The sequence below is a fragment of the Microbulbifer maximicatervae (SeqCode) genome, from assembly GCF_052467615.1.
This window is the reverse complement of record NZ_CP174319.1, coordinates 4,599,205-4,620,686: the sequence shown is the minus strand read 5'-3', so window position 1 is coordinate 4,620,686 and position 21,482 is coordinate 4,599,205. Positions and strand designations below refer to the sequence as shown.

The 21,482-nt window shown below is 52.0% G+C and carries 16 protein-coding genes; 9 read left to right on the top strand and 7 right to left on the bottom strand.

Annotation, left to right across the window (positions count from 1 at the left end):
* Positions 1-53: 53 nt before the first annotated feature.
* Complete coding sequence (locus ACJJIM_RS20360) at positions 54-2,222, bottom strand: TonB-dependent receptor family protein (RefSeq protein WP_444911840.1); 2,169 nt, start codon at positions 2,220-2,222, stop codon at positions 54-56.
* Between the two features lie 230 nt (positions 2,223-2,452).
* On the opposite strand from ACJJIM_RS20360, the gene ACJJIM_RS20355 reads away from it, so the two are divergent.
* Both ACJJIM_RS20355 and ACJJIM_RS20350 read left to right on the top strand, forming a co-directional pair.
* Complete coding sequence (locus tag ACJJIM_RS20355) at positions 2,453-2,899, top strand: GNAT family N-acetyltransferase (protein ID WP_413663883.1); 447 nt, start codon at positions 2,453-2,455, stop codon at positions 2,897-2,899.
* 139 nt (positions 2,900-3,038) lie between these two features.
* A complete protein-coding gene (locus ACJJIM_RS20350; RefSeq protein ID WP_444911839.1) occupies positions 3,039-3,719 on the top strand; it encodes a phosphoadenosine phosphosulfate reductase domain-containing protein in 681 nt (226 codons plus the stop codon).
* A 222-nt stretch (positions 3,720-3,941) separates the two neighbouring features.
* Here ACJJIM_RS20350 and ACJJIM_RS20345 read toward each other — a convergent pair whose 3' ends face one another.
* Positions 3,942-4,448 carry an SRPBCC family protein gene (locus tag ACJJIM_RS20345; protein WP_282930559.1) on the bottom strand — a complete coding sequence of 169 codons (507 nt, stop codon included), beginning with the start codon at positions 4,446-4,448 and terminating at the stop codon, positions 3,942-3,944.
* 96 nt (positions 4,449-4,544) lie between these two features.
* On the opposite strand from ACJJIM_RS20345, the gene ACJJIM_RS20340 reads away from it, so the two are divergent.
* Positions 4,545-5,438: a LysR family transcriptional regulator gene (locus ACJJIM_RS20340; RefSeq protein ID WP_444911838.1), complete on the top strand. Its 894-nt coding sequence runs from the start codon at positions 4,545-4,547 to the stop codon at positions 5,436-5,438.
* 251 nt (positions 5,439-5,689) lie between these two features.
* Here the strand turns inward: ACJJIM_RS20340 and ACJJIM_RS20335 are convergent, their stop codons facing one another.
* From ACJJIM_RS20335 to dnaA, 5 genes are all read right to left on the bottom strand, one after another.
* Positions 5,690-7,471: a hypothetical protein gene (locus ACJJIM_RS20335; RefSeq protein WP_444911837.1), complete on the bottom strand. Its 1,782-nt coding sequence runs from the start codon at positions 7,469-7,471 to the stop codon at positions 5,690-5,692.
* A 311-nt stretch (positions 7,472-7,782) separates the two neighbouring features.
* The gene (gene gyrB, locus ACJJIM_RS20330; RefSeq protein WP_444911836.1) at positions 7,783-10,203 is read right to left on the bottom strand and encodes a DNA topoisomerase (ATP-hydrolyzing) subunit B; all 2,421 of its coding nucleotides are present in this window, start codon (positions 10,201-10,203) and stop codon (positions 7,783-7,785) included.
* An 18-nt stretch (positions 10,204-10,221) separates the two neighbouring features.
* Positions 10,222-11,328, bottom strand: coding sequence for a DNA replication/repair protein RecF (gene recF, locus ACJJIM_RS20325; protein ID WP_413663878.1), 1,107 nt, complete (start codon positions 11,326-11,328; stop codon positions 10,222-10,224).
* Positions 11,329-11,445: 117 nt separating this feature from the next.
* Positions 11,446-12,552 carry a DNA polymerase III subunit beta gene (gene dnaN / locus ACJJIM_RS20320; RefSeq protein WP_108731194.1) on the bottom strand — a complete coding sequence of 369 codons (1,107 nt, stop codon included), beginning with the start codon at positions 12,550-12,552 and terminating at the stop codon, positions 11,446-11,448.
* 33 nt (positions 12,553-12,585) lie between these two features.
* On the bottom strand, positions 12,586-14,217 hold the full coding sequence (gene dnaA / locus ACJJIM_RS20315; RefSeq protein WP_444911835.1) for a chromosomal replication initiator protein DnaA: 1,632 nt from the start codon (positions 14,215-14,217) through the stop codon (positions 12,586-12,588).
* Between the two features lie 511 nt (positions 14,218-14,728).
* Between dnaA and rpmH the strand changes: the two genes are divergently transcribed.
* The 6 genes from rpmH (at position 14,729) to mnmG (ending at position 21,424) form a co-directional block, all read left to right on the top strand.
* Positions 14,729-14,863, top strand: coding sequence for a 50S ribosomal protein L34 (gene rpmH / locus ACJJIM_RS20310; protein WP_020413885.1), 135 nt, complete (start codon positions 14,729-14,731; stop codon positions 14,861-14,863).
* 29 nt (positions 14,864-14,892) lie between these two features.
* A complete protein-coding gene (gene rnpA, locus ACJJIM_RS20305; protein ID WP_282930565.1) occupies positions 14,893-15,279 on the top strand; it encodes a ribonuclease P protein component in 387 nt (128 codons plus the stop codon).
* The gene (yidD, locus tag ACJJIM_RS20300; protein WP_108735100.1) at positions 15,276-15,509 is read left to right on the top strand and encodes a membrane protein insertion efficiency factor YidD; all 234 of its coding nucleotides are present in this window, start codon (positions 15,276-15,278) and stop codon (positions 15,507-15,509) included. Before rnpA ends, yidD begins: the two co-directional genes overlap by 4 nt.
* 8 nt (positions 15,510-15,517) lie before the next feature.
* Entirely contained in the window at positions 15,518-17,188 is a 1,671-nt protein-coding gene (gene yidC, locus ACJJIM_RS20295; protein ID WP_444911834.1) for a membrane protein insertase YidC, read from the top strand.
* 79 nt (positions 17,189-17,267) lie between these two features.
* Positions 17,268-18,644 carry a tRNA uridine-5-carboxymethylaminomethyl(34) synthesis GTPase MnmE gene (mnmE, locus tag ACJJIM_RS20290; RefSeq protein WP_444911833.1) on the top strand — a complete coding sequence of 459 codons (1,377 nt, stop codon included), beginning with the start codon at positions 17,268-17,270 and terminating at the stop codon, positions 18,642-18,644.
* A gap of 890 nt (positions 18,645-19,534) precedes the next feature.
* Positions 19,535-21,424 carry a tRNA uridine-5-carboxymethylaminomethyl(34) synthesis enzyme MnmG gene (gene mnmG, locus ACJJIM_RS20285; RefSeq protein WP_444911832.1) on the top strand — a complete coding sequence of 630 codons (1,890 nt, stop codon included), beginning with the start codon at positions 19,535-19,537 and terminating at the stop codon, positions 21,422-21,424.
* Positions 21,425-21,482 lie beyond the last annotated feature (58 nt).

The following is a 21,482-nucleotide window of genomic DNA, read 5'->3' as shown; positions in this document are numbered from 1 at the left end:
AGGCCCCGGTAATGACCGGGGCCTTGTTCTCAGATCGATGAGCCTACTTCAGGTCAAAAGACATACTTCATGCCTAAAGTGGCAGTGCGGGGTCGATTTGCACGGGCGCCATCTGGACTGCGACTAATAATAACCTGCTCATCCAACAGGTTATCCACTTTCAGGTAACCGGTCAGGTCAGCCATGAAATCATAATGCGCAGCAGCATCTACAACCCAAAGTGACTCGGTATAATCAAATTGGTCGGTATCTCCCCGGTTGCATTGGGTATTAACACACATCTCGTCCTGATAGGCTGCAGTCAGGTTCAAACGCCAAGCAGCGCCGCTATCCAGACCCGCAGATATCGCAAAGACATTTTCTGGGAGGTATTCGAGGTTGTCGCCGGCAAGCAATTCGCCATCATCACCGTCCTCTGTTATTTCTGCCTTAGTAAAGGTGTAACTAGCCCTGACCGGCAGCATCCAGCCGTTTGTGAGTACCCACTGACTACTGATGGATGTTTCTACTCCCTTGATTTCAGCCTCACCTAATTGGTAAGTACCTGTCTCAGCACCATTTGGGCATTGCACCGCCACCGAGCAATTCTGTACAGCATTTTCATAGTCACTGTAGAAGGCAATCACGTCGGCTGTTAGGTTGCCACTATCGAAGCGTGCACCCCATTCATAGTTTGTGGACAGCTCGGGACCCTGACCATTTTCCGCTCCGGCTCCAGGAGGAGCGAAGCCGCGGTGAATGCCAGCCAGAAGGCTCCACTGCTCGCTAGCCTGATATACCACCCCCGCGCCAGGAAGTAGTTTATCCACTTGATTGGAGCGGTAACTTCCCTTTTCTGTACGTTCTGTATCCTCGTAGCGCTGCTGTTCAGTCTCTATATCCTCATAGCGGAGTACGGCTGTCAGAGTCAGTTTGTCACTCAGCTTGATATCGTCATAGAAAAAGAGGGAGATAGCCTCAGCTTCTTCAATACGGTTGTTACTTGAGCTTGGCAATTCAATACGATCAAATACCAACTGGCCATCAATCTGATTATAAATTTCTACTGGCTGGTATCTGTCCACCTCGTCTTGGTGTTGGCGTACCCCAAGTGTCAACTCATGGGCTACTGGACCGGTATTAAATAGCCAGTCAGCACTGATCTGGATACCTTTAGCTTCATACTCGCGATTATTGTGCTTAATACCAAAATCAAGATAATCCTGCTGCCCATCAAGTATCGCCTGAGCATTAGCAGCTTCGGCTTCATCATCACTATTTGCTTGTTCGATTAAACTTCCAAGACTGACTTTAAACCAGTCGCGCTTGAACTTGTTGTAGTAAGCCTGGGTATGCAAACTAAAGCTTTCGCTCAGTTCAATACTGTGATTCAGCTGAATAGAGCTGTGGCGGTTCTGCATTTCATCTAGCGCGCTAATACCATAACGGCGATTTGGATCATCATTAAAGTCCGCATCACTCAGCCCCAGATAGCTCATGCCAGACTCTTCTTCAGAGTACTGCAGCTTGATGTCCAACTGCTGGCGATAAGTTGCGTCTCTATCGGAACTGATACGACCCTTTAACAGATAGTCTTCTTTAGCAATATCTGCGCTGCCGGCACTATCGATTTCTCTGAATCCATCTGCATACTGCTGCTGTGTTTCCAACAACCAGCCAGTATTTTCTGTACTGGCGCCATAATGAGCATGCAAACGGGTCTCTCCGAATTCTCCGGCCTCTAGTTGCACCATACCTTCACTGGCAGTGGGAATAGGTGTGCTCAACATATTGACTGCACCACCCACGGTGAATGGGCCATATTGCAGAGATCCGGGGCCTTTCAACACCTCAATCGCATTCATGCGGCCCGCACTGGGGAAATAATAAGCTTCTGGTGCAGAGTAAGGAGCCGGAGCCACTAACACTCCATCTTCCATCAAGGAAATTTTGGCGGAGCGTCCCCCTTGGGCACCGCGAATCCCGATATTCGGACGCAATCCGTAGCCATCTTCTTCAAGAATGTAGACCCCAGGAACTGAGCGCATCATGCGATTTATATCTACAAACTCGAACTCGGCTAACTCATCAGCATCAACCAAGTGTGCAGAGCCAGGCAATTTGGAAATAGATGAGGATTCGCCGATTACTGTTATGCTCTCCAACTGTTGCTCGGCTAAGGTCGGCGCAGCAATAGTAGTGGCTATCGTAAAGGCCAGGGGTGTAAATGGAATGTGCTTCATGAACCCTCCAAGGATTATTAGTAACCTTGAGTCATTGTTTTTATAAATACGAATGATTGTATTTTAACATTCCCATTACACTTTATTTACACTCTTATTTTTGTTGTTTAGCGCCACGAACTTCATTGGAGTGCCTGCAACTTTAAGGTTTTCTTATAAGCAGATGTTTTCTAGGATCTACTCTTCGATCTGACTAGCATTGGGCTCACGTATCCGCTTCGGGTGTGCCCATGATTAGAAAGGCAAAACTCAAAGAGCTGGACAGGTTGGAGCAACTTTGGCTACATGCATCAGCGAACTCCCACCCCTCCATACCCCGCCAGTTTTGGGTGGACCGTATAGCTCAATTTCGTAAAGACTGCCGTAATGCCACTCAATGCCTGGTTTATACCGGTCGCAACAACGCTGTCGCGGAAGCCTTTATCACGCTGCTTAGTGACGGTACCGTCACCCACCTCTGTGTCAGTCCTTTATTTACCGGTTGTGGAATCGGCACTAACCTTATTTCTGCAATTCGTGAGCGGCGTTATCCACTAAAGGCTGAAGTACTTCGTGAGAATCTTCGCACTCGATACTTTCTACAAAAGCATGGTTTTGTAGAGGTGGAGCGCAGCTATAACGTGGAGTATGGCCAGCATTCAATCTCCATGCAGTGCCCGAGGGCATCTGCAAGATAAAATTTGCAGCATTATTCCCATTTAATAGGCTTTCCCTTATAACTGAAGCTTATTGAATCACTTCTTTTTATTGTTTCTACGCGACTCTTGAACCGGGTAGCATGCCTCCCATCATAATTTTCCTGAGCGCTGAATTTTTATGGGACGCAACGCTTCCAGCCAAACTTTACAGCCTATTCCAGAACGCACCTTTCATCACGATGCGGATCTGGAGTCCATGAACCTGCGTTTCGCTGGCGCCAAGCCAAGCGAAATTATGCAGTTCACTATGGAGCACGCTCAGAACCCGGTGGTTTTTACTAATTTCCGCCCTTTGGCGATAGCCTTTCTCCACTTGGTTACGCGCGCCAAACCGGATATCCCGGTAATTTGGGTGGATCATGGCTATAACACCCCGGAAACCTATCGCCATATCGAAAACGTGGTCAAATCTCTCGATTTGAACCTGCGCACCTACTCACCGAAGATGTCCGCGGCCCACTACAACGCTGTGTACGGGGGGATCCCGCAGCTGGACACCCCAGAGCATGACTTCTTCTCCAGGACCGTTAAATTGGAGCCGTTTAACCGCGCTATGCAGGAATTGCAGCCGGATGTATGGCTAAACGGTATCCGCCACGATCAGAATTCGCACCGCAAAAACCTGGATATTTTCACCCAGGGCAACCACGGTACTATTCGAGTGGCACCGATGTTCCACCTCAAGGAAATCGATGTGGAAGAGTATGTTTACGAGAATGACCTCCCCGATAACGATATTTACTTTGATCCAACTAAAGGTGAGGAGCACCGGGAGTGCGGATTGCTGTTGGAAAAATAGAATGGACTACTCGGCGAGGACTAGCGTACTTCGCCTATCTCTTTAACAAGACCTTCTATCCCAGCCGTTTTTAAAGTAAATACTTTTTACGTATTTACCGAATAATAAAATCTATTACAAAAGGCGAGTCTCGACTCGCTGTATTTTTTTTAAAAGGGAGACTCTTCTATTTACTTCCGCGTAAATCCAGAAGAGTCTTTAAATTACTTATCATGCGATAGGCTAGGCAACTGCCCCTTTTGCAAGATGACCTCCTTTTTCCATGTAAATTTTCAGGTCCTTCAGCATTTGCTCAAATTGAGAGCCAGTCATCTTCTTCACCACAGGACTCAACACGCCTCCTAAAGCATTTAACTCCATATTTGCGGTGAAATTCACTGTTGTGCCTCCACCAACAGAGGGGCTTAATTTAAATTGAGATAAACTCTTTTTAACGGGGAATCCCGGTGGCGTATTTTTGGTTTCAACCGAGACATCCAGTTCATAGTTTTTCTCATCAAACCTTGTAATAGTTTCATCTGCGACAAGACCCGACGGTCCCTTATTTGTCAGGACACAAACCCGGCCTTCTACACTCGCATTTTCAACAGGTTTTCCTTCCTTAGCGAAGGAATGAGGGATTAACGTCATCCACTCGTAAGCTGTATCAAAATCAACGGCGAGGACTTTCCAGACCTCATCAATTGGGCGGTTAATTGCGATTTCTCGGTTTACTTGGGCTTCTTTCATCTCTGATCTCCTGGGTTTCTCTACGGAGTGCTATTGACGGGAGACAGATTAACTGGACACTATATGCAACGGAATACAGCAAAATAGGACAGTGTGTTGCATAAAGAGTCCATTGATTGGGGAGATATCCAGTTCTTTATCGCGGTAGCCAGGAGTAAGAGCGCTCGCAGCGTTGCTGACGACTTTAAAGTCAGCCATTCCACAGTTTCTCGCCGTATTGATGCCCTGGAGGAAAAGCTCCAGGCCAAGCTGTTTTATCGCAGCTCCAAAGGCTATCAGCTGACGGAGGATGGCAAGGCGATGCTCGACTACGCCCAATCGGCAGAGCAGTATCTAAATGCCGCGCAGAAGCATTTACAGGGGGGGAGTAACCAGCTGTCCGGGGAAGTTCGCATCACTATGCCGGATGTAGTCGCATCGCACTTAATTATCCCCTACCTAAATGACTTCTCACGTACGTATCCAGAGATCAACGTACAGCTACTGGTTACTAGCCACGTTCTCGATTTGGAAAGTCACCAAGCCGACATAGCACTTCGTATTCTCCCCAAAGGCGACGTCGATGTTTCGGATCGACTTGTTGCTCGCAAGCTCGCCGACCTACCCAGTTGCTGTTACGGTTCTCCGAAGTATATCGAGAAATCTGTACCTGACGATGGCCACTGGCTCGGCTGGAGTGGCGATGACGCCACATTGAATTGGGCCAAAGACACGCCCTATCCACAGATGCCTTATCAGCACCAGATTAATCACGGCTTGATACAGCTAGAGGCAGTTAAGAGTGGACTGGGGCTGGCCAGGCTGCCCTGCTTTCTTGCAGATGGTGCTGAAGGAGTCATTCGGGTCCCTGGGGCAGCCCCATCCAGCCTGCATGAACTGTGGCTAGTCTCCAACCCAGAGCACCGCAATGTTATGCGTTTTAAGGTTTTTAGAGAGTTTATCGTGGAGTTGTTTAGCCGCCTGAATGATAAGTTAATAGGCAAGGCTTAACTGCATCGACTGATATTTTTCTAAAAGTGATGGGATGTATTGTGACTTTAGTGATAACTCAATACTGATTTACACGCTTTTTGGCCATAATTTTTGCCGACCAATACCCAATTTTCTGGGAGCTGATTGTCAGAGTGGATACTTGGTAATGGGGTAATCGGCTCATCCACTCTCATCACCAAGCTTAATATTGTCGCAAAGCAAGTTCTATTACAGCCTACTTTGCGCCTTACCTAACGCCCACTGGATAATTACATCCTCGTAGTTGAATTCACCAATGCTTCACCTTCCGCGTAGAGTTCACAGCGATCCCTTATCTGGTACTGCTTTCGCTGTTCCTCACAGGCCTGAAGAGCGCTTTGACTCGCCTCAGCTTGGGTGCTTCCACCATCTTCGTTAAAACCGGCCACAAATGCGCCACGATAGTCCACAGCCATTGCCAGGGCCTTGTTTCCTGAGTACTTCCTGTAAGTTGACATTAGTTGGCCCAAACCACTGATCTCAGGCTCGAACTCCAATCCCTCTTCCTCCTCCAACTCATCCAGCATCGACTGCAACTGTGCCCGCGAGCCTTCTTCTGCAATTTGCATGAATAGCGGTTGGGAGACTTTTGCGAAGAGATCTTTATCTCGGTCCAGGTAAAGCTCCAGCACATACCACCAAGCGATTCCTGTTTCTCTCGGTGCGCGTAAATACGCCTGCTCCAACATTTCCGTATACTTCTGGCGGGGATACCCCAAAACTTGCATTGTGATCGCCAGTTCATGCCAGTACGCCGGTACTTCCCCATTGGCATTTACCAATTGAACATATTTATCCCGGATACGTTTCATGTTTCTGGGACTGGGGTGTCCCTCCTCCGCCAAGGCTGCCGATAAATCATTTTTTGCCTGGGCTTCAAGATACCAGGTTTCTCCCTGGTACTGCGCCGGAATAGAGTTCAAGACTTCCTCAGCGCGGGAATAGTTTCCTTCACCTGTCAAGGCAATGGCCAGTGCGGACTTTAACGATGGGCTAGAAGCCTGCTTTTTATCTGCATAGGCAATATATCTCTCTAGTGCTTCGGAACCCTGCTCTGAAATTGCCATAAAGTAGGCCAGTTCTGCGACTGCGTTACTACTTTCCATCAGGTTAACGGTGGGGGACTCAACAACACCATTATCGGAAAGCTCTCCCACGTAATAATTGAAATGGCTTTTCGGCAATTTCTTATACTGCTCATTGAGTTCTTCAAAAGTCATTCCCAGAGCTTCAGGTAGGCCCGCAATTGGATCATCGCCGGTATTGAAAGCCTCCAAATATTCATTTAAGGCTTTATTTCTATCCGTATCAAAAATCATCCAGTGAGCTAACATCCATCCACTGGCATAAAGTGCCCCGGTATCTCTTAAATTCAGTGAACCAGGAGTGGCTGAAAGCAGCTTATCCAGTGGTAACTCTCTCGCTCGAGTAAGACTAATCGCTCGATCAACAGGTATTTTTCCAAAGCTGTACTTTTTATTTTCCTCAAAATCTACTGTGGAAAATACTTCAGCAATACCTTCACTAAACCAGTAGGGGTAGAGGTGCTGGCTTCCGCTGTAGGTCAAAAAATGCGTATATTCATGAAACAACGTCTGACGGGCCGGGTTGTCAGGAAGGAGGCGATTTCCGTTTAGGTTCAATAATGCAAAACTCCCATACGCAGTATTATGGAATTGTCCAATGACAGTTCTAGACGACTCACTACCGCTGACTCCTTTAAAACTGAGCCGATCATCCAGGGCGTATATCGTCAACTTCTGTTGATCTGCTGAATACCTGATATATTGTTTTGCAAAAATCCGAAATCGTTCTAAGTCTATTGCCAGTTTTTCAACTTGCTTGGGGTTGTCATTGGTAACGATCCGAAAATGCTCGGTTTCGATCTCATACCATTCGGAATTCACTAATTTCTGCGTGCTTGTGCAACCGTATAAAGCTAGTGCAATCACACCACAAGTAGCTACAAAACGACGAGCATTGCCGAGAATAGAAGAGATTAGGTTCCCCATAAGCCTTATGGTCCGTTTAATTTTATTTTTTCGTAGAAATAGATAGGTAGGAAGGTTACCTATAATTTTTTCTTTTTAAAAATACAACAAAATTATTGCTTGGCCAGAATTTACTAAAAATTTTACTGTTTACTTTGATTGTTTGTCAGTAATTTCAGGCTTTAAAGGAAGAGCAGGTACGGATCGGCGTGACGCTTTTGATAGGGGAGAAAAAAAGATCGTATTTATCGCAAGTTATTTTTAAGCGGAAAAATATCCACAGTAATTCCCCCTTTTGGGGAATTACTGTGGGATTTTCGGAAAAATGGCAATTAGACGTCGAGGTTTTCCACCGCCAGGGCGTTGGTCTCGATAAAGTCACGGCGTGGCTCTACCTGATCGCCCATCAGGGTGGTAAAGATCTGGTCTGCTGCGATAGCATCTTCAACAGTTACCTGCAGCATACGGCGGCTCTCTGGGTCCATGGTGGTTTCCCAAAGCTGCTCCGGGTTCATTTCTCCCAGTCCTTTATAGCGCTGGATACCGTAGCCTCTGCGGCTCTCGCCCATCAGCCAGTCCATCACTTCAGGGAAGGTACCAACAGGGTGCTGCTTCTCGCCGCGCTGGATAAAGGCACCCTCTTCCAATAGACCCACCATTTTCTCACCCAGAGCGCAGATAGACGCGTACTCGGCGGAATCGAAGAACTCATGGTTAATCAGGTAGTCGCTGCCGACACCGTGAGCCACGATATGGATATGGGGCAGGAATAGGCCGCGCTCGGTGTTCTCCTGAACCGTCACTTCGTGACGACGGGTTCCACCACTTTCTTCGTCACCAAGTTTCTCCTGGAGCTTCTCACTCCAAGCTGCGACTTTCTCCTGGGACTGTAGGTCTTCCTGAGACAAGCTGGGCAGGTAGATCATGCTGCGCAGCACTTCCTCGGGGTACAGACGCGACAGGCGGTCGATTGTCGCCAGTACGCTGCGGTATTCGCCTACCAGGCTCTCCAGGGAGGCACCAGAAAGCCCTGGGGCGTCCGGGTTCACAAACAGCGTGGCGCCTTCCAGGGCGGCGTTGGTGAGGAACTGGGTTAGAGCGCCCTCATCCTTCAGGTACTGTTCCTGTTTACCCTTGGAGATCTTATACAGCGGCGGCTGGGCGATGTAGATGTGACCCCGCTCGATCAGCTCCGGCATCTGACGGAAGAAGAAGGTGAGCAACAGGGTGCGGATATGGGCTCCATCCACGTCAGCATCGGTCATGATGATGATGCTGTGGTAACGCAGTTTGTCCGGGTTGAACTCGCTCTTGCCGATGCCACAGCCCAGTGCGGTAATCAGGGTACCCACTTCGGCACTGGAGAGCATTTTGTCGAAGCGCGCTTTTTCCACATTGAGGATCTTACCTTTCAACGGCAGGATCGCCTGGGTGCGGCGATCGCGTCCCTGCTTGGCAGAACCACCGGCAGAGTCACCCTCCACCAGGTAAATTTCAGATAGTGCCGGATCTTTTTGCTGGCAGTCTGCCAGTTTCCCGGGCAGGCCGGCAATATCCAACGCTCCCTTGCGGCGAGTCATTTCGCGGGCCTTGCGGGCCGCCTCACGGGCTTTGGCCGCGTCGATCATCTTGGTGACGACAGATTTGGCTTCCTGTGGGTTCTCCATCAGGTAGTCTGTGAAGTGGTGGCCCATCTCCTGCTCTACTGCGGGTTTCACTTCGGATGAAACCAGCTTGTCTTTGGTCTGGGAGGAGAATTTCGGGTCCGGAACCTTCACAGAGATAATCGCGGTGAGACCTTCCCTGGCGTCATCGCCAGTGGTGTTCACCTTGTCTTTCTTGCCCAGGCCTTCCCGCTCGATATAGCTGTTCAGGCCACGGGTTAGGGCTGCACGAAAGCCCGCCAGGTGGGTACCGCCGTCGCGTTGGGGAATATTGTTGGTGTAGCAGAAGATGCTTTCCTGGAAGCTATCGTTCCACTGTAATGCCACCTCTACTGCAATGCCGTCTTCACGCTGGCTCTGGAAGTGCAGAACCTTGTTAATCGGGGTTTTGTTCTGGTTGAGGAACTCCACAAAGGCACTCAAACCACCTTCGTATTCATAGACCTCTTCCTTACCACTGCGCTCGTCCTTCAAGACAATACGCACACCGGAGTTCAGGAAGGACAGCTCGCGCAGGCGCTTGGCCAGCACGTCGAAATGGAATTCGATATTGCTGAAGGTGTCCTCTGAGGGTTTGAAGTGCACCGTGGTGCCGGTGGTATCGCTGTCACCCACGACTTCCAGGGGTGCCTGGGGCACACCGTGGTGGTAGGTCTGCTCGTGAATCTTGCCACCGCGACGGATAGTCAGCTTCAGCTCCTTGGACAGAGCGTTTACCACCGATACCCCTACCCCGTGCAGACCGCCGGATACCTTGTAGGTGTTGTCATCAAATTTACCGCCCGCGTGAAGGACGGTCATAATCACTTCTGCTGCAGAAACCCCCTCTTCCGGGTGAATCTCTGTCGGGATACCACGGCCATTGTCCGATACGGAAATGGACTCATCCGGATGGATGGTTACACGGATCTCATCACAGTGGCCGGCCAGTGCTTCATCGATGGAGTTGTCGACCACCTCGAATACCATGTGGTGCAGACCGGTGCCATCGTCGGTATCACCAATATACATTCCGGGGCGCTTGCGCACCGCATCCAGGCCTTTTAATACCTTGATACTGCTTGAGTCATAGCTTTGCTGCTCTGACATTTATTCGCTCCATTAAACTTATTGTGCGGCCGAAGCTTCGGCACTGATCTTCCCATGTTCCACGTGGAACACTTTCGGGCAATTCCAAGGGGCATCTAGTTGCCGCCAGGGGCGACTTGTAGTGCCCTCCTCAATTCCGGTTACAAGCACCTGGCTGGCACAACGCCCAACCCAATGCGCAAAAATCTGTTGGTTACTGTCATCCAACTCTGCCGGCAAGTCATCTACCAGGAATACTGGCATATCCCCCTGCCTACAGACTACCTCCGCCATGGCCGTGCGCACTGCACACACCAACATCTTCTGTTGGCCTCGAGATAGGATATTGTGGGCCGACTCACCGGCTACGGTAAAACGAATATCTGCCCTATGGGGACCAATACGCGTATGCCCCTGTGAAACATCTGATTCCCGTGATTCAGATAGAGCGCTACGCAGGTCAACTTCTTTACGCCAACCGCGACGGTAACTCATATCGACACGGCTCAATAGGCTCTGTGGTAACTCATCGAGAAGTTGCGAAACAGCGGTCTGCAATTGAGAAAACTGAGCTAATCGCAGATCGTTTACACGCTCGCCACTAAGGGCCAACTGCTCTTCCCATACGCCGATGTTGGCCTCATCGATTTTACCACGACGCAGGAGAGCATTTCGCTGCCGCAGTGCGATTTGATAATTTTTCCACTCCTGGGCAAATAAATGTTCCACGTGGAACACTGTCCAATCCAGCAACCGGCGCCGAACACCGGGGCCACCATCAAGTGCGGAAAAACTTTCACTGTTTATCAATTGAAGTGGCAGGCAACTAGCAAGCTGTGAGCTGGATTCCGCTGGAGCCTGGTTAACCCTGATTCGGCCCGAGCCATCTGTGAGGCGCTCTACCCCCAAGTTAAGACCTGTATCGAGCTGGGCAAAAACCGTAAGCCCACCAGTATCATGCTGAATAACCGATTTGTGCTGACGAGAGCGAAAGGAACGACCGGTTGCCAGCATATGTACCGCCTCTAGCAGTGAAGTCTTGCCACTGCCATTCGCACCACAAAACACATTAACACCAGGACCCAGCTTGAGATCAGCAGAGCAGATATTTCGAAAATTAGATAAGAGAAGACGGGTCAGCGCCACAGACACCTCCCCCAGAGTGAAGAGCGCGATGCACAGGCATCGCTTTGTTTATCGGCTACCCCACCGAGCGGGGAGGTAGCCTCAATCCATTCAGAAAAGAGCAATGGGTGGGCTGCCTTACAGGCGCATAGGCATAATCACGTACAGAGCATCACCTTCTTCAGGTTGCTGCAGCAGAGCACTGCTATTGGCATCCGCCAGACTGATACGGATCTGGTCACTGTGAATAGCACCAGTGACGTCCAGCAGATAGGAAACGTTAAAGCCAATCTCCATTGGCTCACCCACGTAATCCACCATCATCTGCTCTTCCGCCTCTTCTTGCTCCGGGTTGTTGGCAACAATCTGCAGCAGCCCCTCAGAAACCTGAAGGCGCACCCCACGGTATTTCTCGTTGGAGAGAATCGCCGCTCGGGAGAAGGCCTGGCGCAACCCCTGGCGATCCGCATAGACCACATTGCCCGCACCTCGCGGCAACACGCGCTCGTAGTCAGGGAATTTGCCGTCTACCAATTTAGAGGTGAAAGTAAACTGACCACTAACCACACGAATATGGTTGTTACCCAGCACTACCTGTGCCTGTGCATCGCTGTCTTCAAGCAAACGACCTAGCTCGAGTACGCCTTTGCGCGGCACAATAGCCTGGATAGGCGTGGCGACATCCAGGCCGGGGGCATCGCGATCGCAAAGCGCCAAGCGGTGGCCATCAGTAGCAACCGCGCGCAGCTGCTGCGGGCGACACTCTAGCAGTAAACCATTCAGGTAATAGCGCACATCCTGCTGAGCCATAGCAAAACTGGTGGCTTCTATCAGGCGGCGGATCTCGCGCTGGGAGATATCAAAACGGGTCTGTGCACTGGCCTCTTCCTGGTTGGGGAAGTCCGCTGCGGGCAGAGTCGACAGCTGAAAACGACTGCGACCACTGCGCAGTATCAGGCGCTCGCCATCGCGCTCAAACTTTAGTTCAGCACCATCGGGCAAAGAGCGACAGATATCCAGCAGCTTGCGTGCGGGAACGGTCACCTCACCTTCCATTTCTACACCGTCTACACCGAGACGGCCGACAATTTCCACTTCCAGGTCAGTACCGGTCAGGGAGAGTTCCTGGCCCTGTAACTGCATCAACACATTGGCCAGGACTGGCAGTGTTTGGCGTTTCTCAACAACACCGGCCACCAGTTGTAACGGCTTCAGAAGGGCGTCCCGGCTCACATTGAATTTCATCGGTAGTTTCGCCTTGTTTTGTCAGTTATTCGATTAAGTGGTCAGCGACCGTGTCAGCAATTTAACGTCCTCGCGAATATCCGCGTCGGACTCCTGCAACTCACGTATTTTGCGGCAGGCATGCAGTACTGTTGTGTGGTCGCGACCACCGAAGGCATCGCCGATCTCCGGCAAGCTGTGATTGGTCAGCTCCTTGGCCAGGGACATAGCGACTTGGCGGGGACGGGCCACCGAGCGACTGCGCCGCTTGGAGAGCAAATCCGCCACCTTAATTTTGTAGTATTCAGCGACAACCCGCTGGATATTATCCACACTGACCAGTCGATCCTGTAGGGCCAACAGGTCTTTTAGTGCTTCGCGCACAAGGACATCGTCAATAGCGCGGCCGGTAAATTGCGAATTGGCAATTACGCGGCGCAGTGCACCCTCGAGCTCCCGCACATTGGAGCGAATACGCTGCGCAATAAAGAAAGCGGAGTCGTGGGGCAAGTCCACGCCCACCTGCTCGGCCTTCTTCATCAAAATAGCTACCCGGGTCTCGAGCTCCGGAGGCTCTACAGCCACCGTTAATCCCCAGCCAAAGCGGGATTTCAAGCGCTCTTCCAAGCCGTCGATCTCTTTCGGATAGCGATCACAGGTTAGGATAATCTGTTGACCACCCTCCAGCAGGGCATTGAAGGTATGGAAAAACTCCTCCTGAGAGCGCTCCTTACCGGCAAAAAACTGGATATCATCAATCAAAAGGGCGTCAACAGACCGGTAATAGCGCTTAAAGTCGCTGATCGCATTCAGCTGTAGTGCTTTCACCATATCTGCAACAAAGCGCTCGGAGTGCAAATACACCACCTTAGCATTGGGGTTGCGCTCCAGCAGTGCGTTGCCAACCGCGTGCATCAAGTGAGTTTTCCCCAGACCCACGCCCCCATATATAAAGAGGGGATTGTAGGCGCCGCCCGGATTGTCAGAAATCTGTTGTGCCGCAGCGAGGCCCAGCTGGTTGGACTTACCTTCAACAAAGGATTTGAAAGTAAAATTGCGATTGAGTGAGCTACCGTGCTTGATGGCCCCCTCCACCTCAACCTGCCTGGCCGGCTGCTCCGGTACAGGGCGAGCCATACCATTCATAGCCGGTGGTCGCAGATCTGTCAGGGCCAGTTCGCCTGTCGTCATTTGCTCGGCAGTAACCTCCTCAGCCATCGCGGGATGAGGCACCGGCCTGCTGGCACCAAACCCAGACCCCAGCGGTGAAGTCACCGGAGGTGGCGCAGTGGCAACAGGTGGTACAGATACCTGTGGCGGTACTACTGCCGGCTGCACCGGAGGTGGTGGCGGAGCTGGCGCCGATGGTGCGGGTGTCGGTACCGGTGTCGGAGGGGCATTATTTGTTACATGGCTGCGCTGGAAGCGAGCCGGCCGGCGAGCGGTAATCTCGAGTGCCACTTGCAGAGGGCGCCCCGGTGCAAACTGTTGCACCAACTCGCGAATGCGGTTCAGGAATTTATTGCCAACCCAGTCCAACACAAAGCGGTTCGGTGCGATCAGGCGCAACTCGCCCTCCGCACTAACGGGATTGACGCGCAACGGCCTGATCCAGGTATTGAACTGCTGAGACGGCAGCTCGTCCTGTAAACAGCTCGCGCACTGCTTCCATACGGATTCAGTCAAGAAACCCCCCAAAAAACCCCAAAATGGTAAGACCAAGGAGAGACGGCAAGGCCGGATTAGAAATCACCCGGGACCGTCAAATAAGATCGGCGCAGTATACCTTTCCACCTTTAGGTTATCCACAAGAAAGACTGCATCTGTTGAAAAAACTGCGCAAAAAGATCCACACAATCAAGGATTTGCACAACAATTAGACAGTTGAGGTGGAAACCCTTCGAAAGTTATCCACAGAAAGCTGTGGGTATCTTGGGGTCAATCAGTGGGCATTCAGAGATACCCCTGATGACTCAACGACTTGTCTAGTTGGCGTAAAAAATTACAGTAAACTCGCGCACCAATAAAAAGAATTTCCCTGATTAGCGCGTTGCTTTCGCTGCTGGCTTTCTATACAATCCGCGGCCTTCGCAGCGCGTAGCTCCGTCTGCACCGGCTTTGTGCCGGACCGGAGTCCAGGCCGCGGCCGGGAAAGGTCCCGAGAAATTTTGAACACAAAGTCTCAGGTAGCAAGACTATGAAACGCACATTTCAACCAAGCAACTTGAAGCGCAAGCGCACTCACGGTTTCCGCGCTCGCATGGCAACCAAAAACGGCCGTAAGATTCTGGCCCGCCGTCGCGCTAAAGGCCGCAAAGTACTGTCTGCATAAGATCTCTTCCCTTTTAGAGATATCTCTTTATGCAGCAGGTGCGCAGCAGCTTCGGATTTGCCAAGACGCTGCGCCTGCTTAATGCGGCGCAGTATCGCTTGGTATTCAATGAAAACCAGGTGCGCGCCGCACACCCTCATCTGTTGATCCTCGCCCGTCCCAACTCCTTGGAACACCCGCGTCTCGGCCTCGTTATTGCTAAAAAGCATGTACGCAACGCCTCCGACCGCAATCAAATCAAGCGTATAACCCGGGAAACCTTCCGTCTGCAGCAATATGATTTGCCGCCGCTGGATGCCGTGGTGCTCGCGCGCCCTGGGGTCGCAGATCTGGATAAGGCCGAGTTGGCGAAACTACTGAATAAACTCTGGCGTAAACTGGCCAAGCGGGCTCGACAGCCGCAACCCCAACCATGAAGTGGATACTGATCAAGCTGATCCATGTATACCGCTACCTGGCCAGCCCCTGGGTAGGCAACCAATGTCGCTTCTACCCCACCTGCTCCCGGTACTCTGAAGAGGCCATTGAAACTCATGGAGCGATAAAAGGGGGTTATTTAACTCTGCGCCGCCTTATAAAATGCCACCCCTGGCACCCTGGTGGATTGGACCCGGTTCCCCCCACCAGACACAAGAACACGCTCTAGGTAACAAGATGGATTGGCAACGCTATACGCTGCTCGGCGGAATTCTCGCGGTTCTCCTGGCACTTATCTTCCAGTGGAACGCATTTCAAGAGCAACACACTCCTGAACTCGACCGCGAAACCGTCGTGCAGACTGGCGGCGAGATTGTCAGCCAAATACCCGCCGAAACACCCGCGAGCACCGGCGACAGTGATGTTCCCCAACTTCGCTCCCAGGTGCCCGCATCCGATGAAGGCAGCAGTACTGAGAGCAAGCTGATCAGTGTCACCACCGACGTTTTTGATCTGCTCATCAATCCTCGTGGCGGCGATATCGTCAAAGTGGCGCTGCGCAAACAGCAAGAGAAGTTGGATACCCCGGACCAACCCCTGATCCTGTTGAACCAGACCCGCAACCATACCTATATTGCCCAGAGTGGCCTTATCGGTAAAAACGGGACCGACAGCGCCGCTGGCCGCCCGGTTTTCAAGGTGGCAAAAACCGAATATGCGATGGTTGAGGGCGACGATACCCTGATAGTAGACCTGACTCTGCAACAGGAAGGCGCCAATATAACCAAGCGCTTCACCTTCAAGCGTGGAGACTACCTGATCCAAGTGGCCTACCTGGTGGATAACACCAGTGACAAACCCTGGTCCGCGGCCATGTTTGGTCAGATTAAGCGCGATGCCAGTGAACCCGCAACCGACACCGGTTTCGGTATGTCGCCTTTCCTCGGCGCTGCCATCCGCACCAACGAAAAGAACTACTTCAAGCAGGACTTCGAGGAGATTGCTGAAAGCCCCACCCGCGAAACCATCGAAGGTGGTTGGGTAGCTATGGTTCAGCACTACTTTATCAGTGCCTGGATTCCCCCCCAGGACGAGCGCAATACCTTTGAATTGAAGGAGCTATCCAACGGCCTCTTCCGCATGGGCTTTACCGCACCTCAAGTGCAAATCCCCGCTGCCACCCAAGGCGAGCTGAGCGCTTCTTTCTACGCTGGCCCCAAAGATGTCTACCGTCTGGAAGAAATCTCTCCCGGCCTCGACCTGACCGTAGATTACGGCTGGCTCTGGTGGATCGCCAAACCGCTGTTCGGTGTCCTGCACTTTATCCAGGAACATATTGTCAGCAACTGGGGCTGGGCGATCATCCTGCTCACCGTATTTATCAAGACGCTGCTTCTGCCTCTGTCCGCCGCTGGCACCAAATCCATGGCGCGTATGCGCAAGTTTGCGCCGCAGATGAAAAAGCTGCAGGAGCAGTACAAGGATAACCGGCAAAAGCTGGCGGAAGAGACGATGAAGCTCTACCGCCGCGAGAAGATCAATCCGATGGGTGGCTGCCTGCCGATCCTGTTGCAGATGCCGGTATTTATCGCGCTCTACTGGATGCTCACCGAAACCGTTGAGCTGCGCCACGCGCCCTGGATCTTCTGGATTCACGATCTGTCGGCGAAGGACCCCTACTTTATCCTGCCGGTATTGATGGGCCTGTCTATGTGGTTTATGCAAAAGCTGAACCCGGCGCCCACCGACCCAACCCAAGCCCGCATCATGCAGCTGATGCCGGTGATGATGACAGTGTTCTTCCTGTGGTTCCCAGCGGGTCTGGTTCTGTACTGGATCGCCAACAACCTGATTACCATTGCGCAAACCTGGTATATCAACAAACAGGTGGATGCCGGTAAGTACTAACCAGTACCGATCTACAGCAACACAATAAACAAGGGCCGCAAATGCGGCCCTTTTCCGTTCTGTCGAGTAAACTCAGCCGATGACACAAGAAAGCCTCAATCGCGACACTATTGCCGCTGTTGCCACCGCGCCCGGGCGCGGCGGTATCGGCGTTATCCGACTGTCGGGCACAAGAGCCCTGCAAATTGCCCAACAAATCTGCGGGGAAAAATCCCTCCAGCCCCGCTCTGCCCACTACCGGAACTTTACCCACAAAGAGCAGTTAATCGACCAGGGATTGGCGCTCTTTTTCCCCGGTCCCAACTCCTTTACCGGGGAGGATGTGGTGGAGCTCCAGGGACACGGCGGTCCGGTAATTCTCGATCAGTTACTTCAAGCCGCTATCGAGTTGGGCGCTCGACAAGCCCGCCCCGGAGAATTTTCCGAACGGGCTTTCCTCAACGACAAAATGGATTTAACTCAGGCCGAAGCGATCGCCGATTTAATCGACGCCGGCAGTGCCCAGGCAGCGCGCAATGCCATGCGCTCACTGCAAGGCGCGTTTTCCGAGAAAATCGAAGACCTGGTGGAAAACCTTACCCATCTGCGTATCTACGTGGAGGCCGCCATTGATTTCCCCGAAGAGGAAATCGACTTCCTCGCCGATGGCAAAGTGGCAGCTGATATAGAAACCCTACTGGCACAAATGGTGGGTGTGGAAACCCAGGCGCGCCAGGGCGCAATAATGCGCGAGGGAATGCGAGTTGCTATCGCAGGACGCCCCAATGCAGGGAAATCCAGCCTTCTCAACACACTGGCCGGACACGACGCCGCTATTGTCACCGATATCGCCGGTACCACTCGGGATATCCTGCGTGAACATATTCATATCGACGGTATGCCGCTCCAGTTTGCCGATACTGCGGGATTAAGGGATGCCCCGGATAGAGTCGAACAAATTGGTATCGAACGCGCCTGGGAGGAAATCCATGGCGCAGACCGGGTATTACTTGTCATGGATGCAGAGCAACTCCACTCCCTGGACCCCACACAAGTTTGGCCAGAATTTACCAGTAAGCTGAGAGATCTCAACAAACTGACATTAGTACTGAACAAGATCGACCTCACCGACTACAGCGCTGGCCTTCAGGCACACACTGAAGGCGTGCCAGTGATTGCCATCAGTGCAAAAACAGGTGCCGGGCTCGATGCGTTAAAAGAACATTTAAAACAGAGTATTGGTTTCAGCGGCGCTGGAGAGGGAACATTCAGTGCCAGGCGCCGACACCTGGACGCACTGGGCCGGGCACAAGCTTTTATACATCAGGGCCAGCGGCAACTTCACACTAGCGGTGCAGGCGAACTGCTCGCCGAAGACTTACGCCAGGCCCAGCAGGCTCTGGGAGAAATTACTGGCACCGTCAGTGCCGATGAATTACTCGGCAAGATCTTCGGCAGTTTTTGTATCGGTAAGTAAACGCCCCATCCCAACTTCCAAGTTATCCCAAGGGGGAGGCTACTTTATCCTCCCCCGCTTCTCTCCTTCCAGCTTCCCAACATATTTCTCACTTCTTTTACACAGGCTTAACCCCGACTTTCAGGGCGGGTAAATTAAATCCCCAATTTTTCCCGATCTTATTAAATAGATTCGCGAAAAAATCTGGCAAAAAACTCTGCAAAATAAGATATGGCGCCGATCGAGTTATACATGTCCACGGGAATTTCCCGTGGATATCTTTTCACTTGCTTCAATCACCTATAAATCACATAGATACAGCAACAAAACTCACAGACTTATACAATATTCACTCTTACGCACAATTAACCCCCAAGTCTTGTCACCCTCTACGCACAAGCTAAAACCTGAAATTGCCAGGTGTGAGTAAAAAAGGGGATAAACACCTGCGTAAGCAACGAATGCTATGATGATAACTTTCCCGCCAGCACGAAGCGCGCAAAGTTGTCCCGGCTTTCCACAATCGTCTACCGGGGTTGCCCCCCCTTCAGCCAAGGGGTTATTGCCCATGTTTTCATCAGTGTAACCTGTTGATTTATAAGACTTTTTTTTGCTTATACATGATTTGCCGGACACTAATAAAAACAACTAAATCAAAAACCTCTCTCTAAGAAATACATTTATTCATTTATATAAACTTAAGAAAGCCAAAAAATAATTTGCTCTAAAGCTAGCTCTAGAAAGTTTCCTTGGAGAGAGAGCCCCAATAGCATGGAACTGGATAGTCTCAGTTTTTACAGCTTTACAAGCGTCTACCAACTAGAGTGCAGGAATATGCTTGTAGCCAATTGCTGACTTACACCTACTGCCTATAAAATGTGCGCCCCCAGTTGTAACCAGTAGCAGCCACTATGGAATTCCCTAAGACCTATGATGTGATCGTGATCGGCGGAGGCCACGCAGGTACCGAAGCCTCACTGGCAGCGGCACGTATGGGAGCTTCCACTCTGCTGCTGACCCACAATATCGAGACCCTTGGACAAATGTCCTGCAACCCGGCGATCGGCGGTATCGGCAAGAGTCATCTCGTGAAGGAAGTCGATGCCCTCGGTGGCGCTATGGCAACGGCAACAGACCTGGGCGGAATTCAGTTCCGGGTCCTCAATGCCCGCAAAGGCCCCGCAGTAAGGGCAACTCGTGCCCAGGCCGATAGAGCCCTGTATCGCGCCGCTATCCGTTCAATCCTGGAAGCACAGGAAAACCTGGAGATCTTCCAACAAGCGGCGGATGACCTGATTGTCGAAGGTGAACGGGTTGTGGGCGTTGTCACCAATGCGGGGGTGCGCTTTCGCGCCAAGACAGTAGTACTGACCGCAGGGACTTTCCTTGGTGGGCGTATACATATCGGCTTGGATAACCACGCCGGCGGCCGCGCTGGAGACCCGCCCTCGATTGCCCTTGCAGATCGTCTGCGCGAACTGCCTTTCCGCGTCGATCGCCTCAAAACTGGCACCCCTCCCCGTATTGATGCCCGCTCGGTAGATTTCAGCGAGCTGGAGGAACAGTGGGGAGATAGCCCCACACCGGTGATGTCCTATTTGGGCAGCCGCGATCAGCACCCGCGCCAGGTCTGCTGCTGGATTACCCACACCAATGCCCGCACCCATGAAATTATCCAGGGGGGGCTCGATCGCTCGCCCATGTATTCCGGCGTGATTGAAGGGATTGGCCCGCGCTACTGTCCCTCCATCGAAGACAAGGTGCACCGCTTTGCGGACAAAGATAGCCACCAGGTGTTTATCGAGCCTGAAGGGTTGACCACCAACGAGCTGTACCCCAATGGTATTTCCACCAGCCTGCCCTTCGATGTACAGATTGAGCTGGTGCACTCCATCAAAGGCTTTGAAAAGGCGCATATCACCCGCCCTGGCTATGCAATTGAGTACGATTTCTTCGACCCGCGCGACCTTTTGCCGTCCCTGCAAACCAAATTTATCCAGGGGCTCTACTTTGCCGGCCAGATCAATGGCACCACCGGCTACGAGGAAGCGGCTGCCCAGGGACTCCTGGCTGGCGCCAATGCCGCCCTACAGGCCCAGGAGCGCGAAGCCTGGGCCCCGCGTCGGGATGAAGCCTACCTGGGCGTGCTTGTGGATGATTTGATCACCAGCGGCACTAAAGAGCCCTACCGCATGTTTACCAGCCGCGCGGAATATCGCTTGCTGCTCCGTGAGGACAATGCTGACCTGCGCCTGACCGAAAAAGGTCGCGAATTGGGCCTGGTCGACGATACCCGCTGGGCAGCGTTCAGTGAAAAGCGCGAGGAGATCGCTCGGGAGACCCAGCGACTACAAGATACCTGGGTGCACCCAAAGACGCCCCAGGCCGCCTCTGTAGAAACCAATTTGCCGCAGCCATTGGCGCGGGAATATAGCCTGATGGACCTGTTGCGCCGTCCGGAACTGGGCTATCAGGATGTGGCGGGCCTCAAAGGGGAAGCGGTAACCGACGAGCAGGTTGCCGAACAGGTGGAAATTTCGGCCAAGTACGCCGGTTATATCGATCGCCAGCGCGAGGAAATTGAGCGTTTGCAGGCCTACGAAGATACCCCGATCCCGGCGGACTTCGACTACAGCGATATTTCTGGTCTGTCCAATGAGGTTAAGCAAAAGCTGGGAGAGACCCGCCCAGATACCCTGGCGCGGGCCTCGCGAATACCGGGCGTGACGCCCGCATCCATATCCCTGCTGTTGATCCAGTTGAAAAAGCGCGGGCTGCTAAAGCGCAAAAAAGCGGTATAAATCGGTTTTCCACAGGGTATCCCGCGAGGCCCTGCGGGGTTTGAATTTCGCGGGACTA

Excerpts from the sequence above, each read along its gene's own strand:
- ACJJIM_RS20360 (WP_444911840.1), bottom strand. The coding sequence starts at position 2,222 with ATGAAGCACATTCCATTTACACCCCTGGCCTTTACGATAGCCACTACT.
- gyrB (WP_444911836.1), bottom strand. The coding sequence starts at position 10,203 with ATGTCAGAGCAGCAAAGCTATGACTCAAGCAGTATCAAGGTATTAAAA.
- mnmE (WP_444911833.1), top strand. The coding sequence starts at position 17,268 with ATGACACAAGAAAGCCTCAATCGCGACACTATTGCCGCTGTTGCCACC.
- ACJJIM_RS20335 (WP_444911837.1), bottom strand. The coding sequence starts at position 7,471 with ATGGGGAACCTAATCTCTTCTATTCTCGGCAATGCTCGTCGTTTTGTA.
- yidC (WP_444911834.1), top strand. The coding sequence starts at position 15,518 with ATGGATTGGCAACGCTATACGCTGCTCGGCGGAATTCTCGCGGTTCTC.
- ACJJIM_RS20355 (WP_413663883.1), top strand. The coding sequence starts at position 2,453 with ATGATTAGAAAGGCAAAACTCAAAGAGCTGGACAGGTTGGAGCAACTT.
- rnpA (WP_282930565.1), top strand. The coding sequence starts at position 14,893 with ATGCAGCAGGTGCGCAGCAGCTTCGGATTTGCCAAGACGCTGCGCCTG.
- rpmH (WP_020413885.1), top strand. The coding sequence starts at position 14,729 with ATGAAACGCACATTTCAACCAAGCAACTTGAAGCGCAAGCGCACTCAC.
- ACJJIM_RS20345 (WP_282930559.1), bottom strand. The coding sequence starts at position 4,448 with ATGAAAGAAGCCCAAGTAAACCGAGAAATCGCAATTAACCGCCCAATT.
- dnaN (WP_108731194.1), bottom strand. The coding sequence starts at position 12,552 with ATGAAATTCAATGTGAGCCGGGACGCCCTTCTGAAGCCGTTACAACTG.
- mnmG (WP_444911832.1), top strand. The coding sequence starts at position 19,535 with ATGGAATTCCCTAAGACCTATGATGTGATCGTGATCGGCGGAGGCCAC.
- ACJJIM_RS20350 (WP_444911839.1), top strand. The coding sequence starts at position 3,039 with ATGGGACGCAACGCTTCCAGCCAAACTTTACAGCCTATTCCAGAACGC.
- yidD (WP_108735100.1), top strand. The coding sequence starts at position 15,276 with ATGAAGTGGATACTGATCAAGCTGATCCATGTATACCGCTACCTGGCC.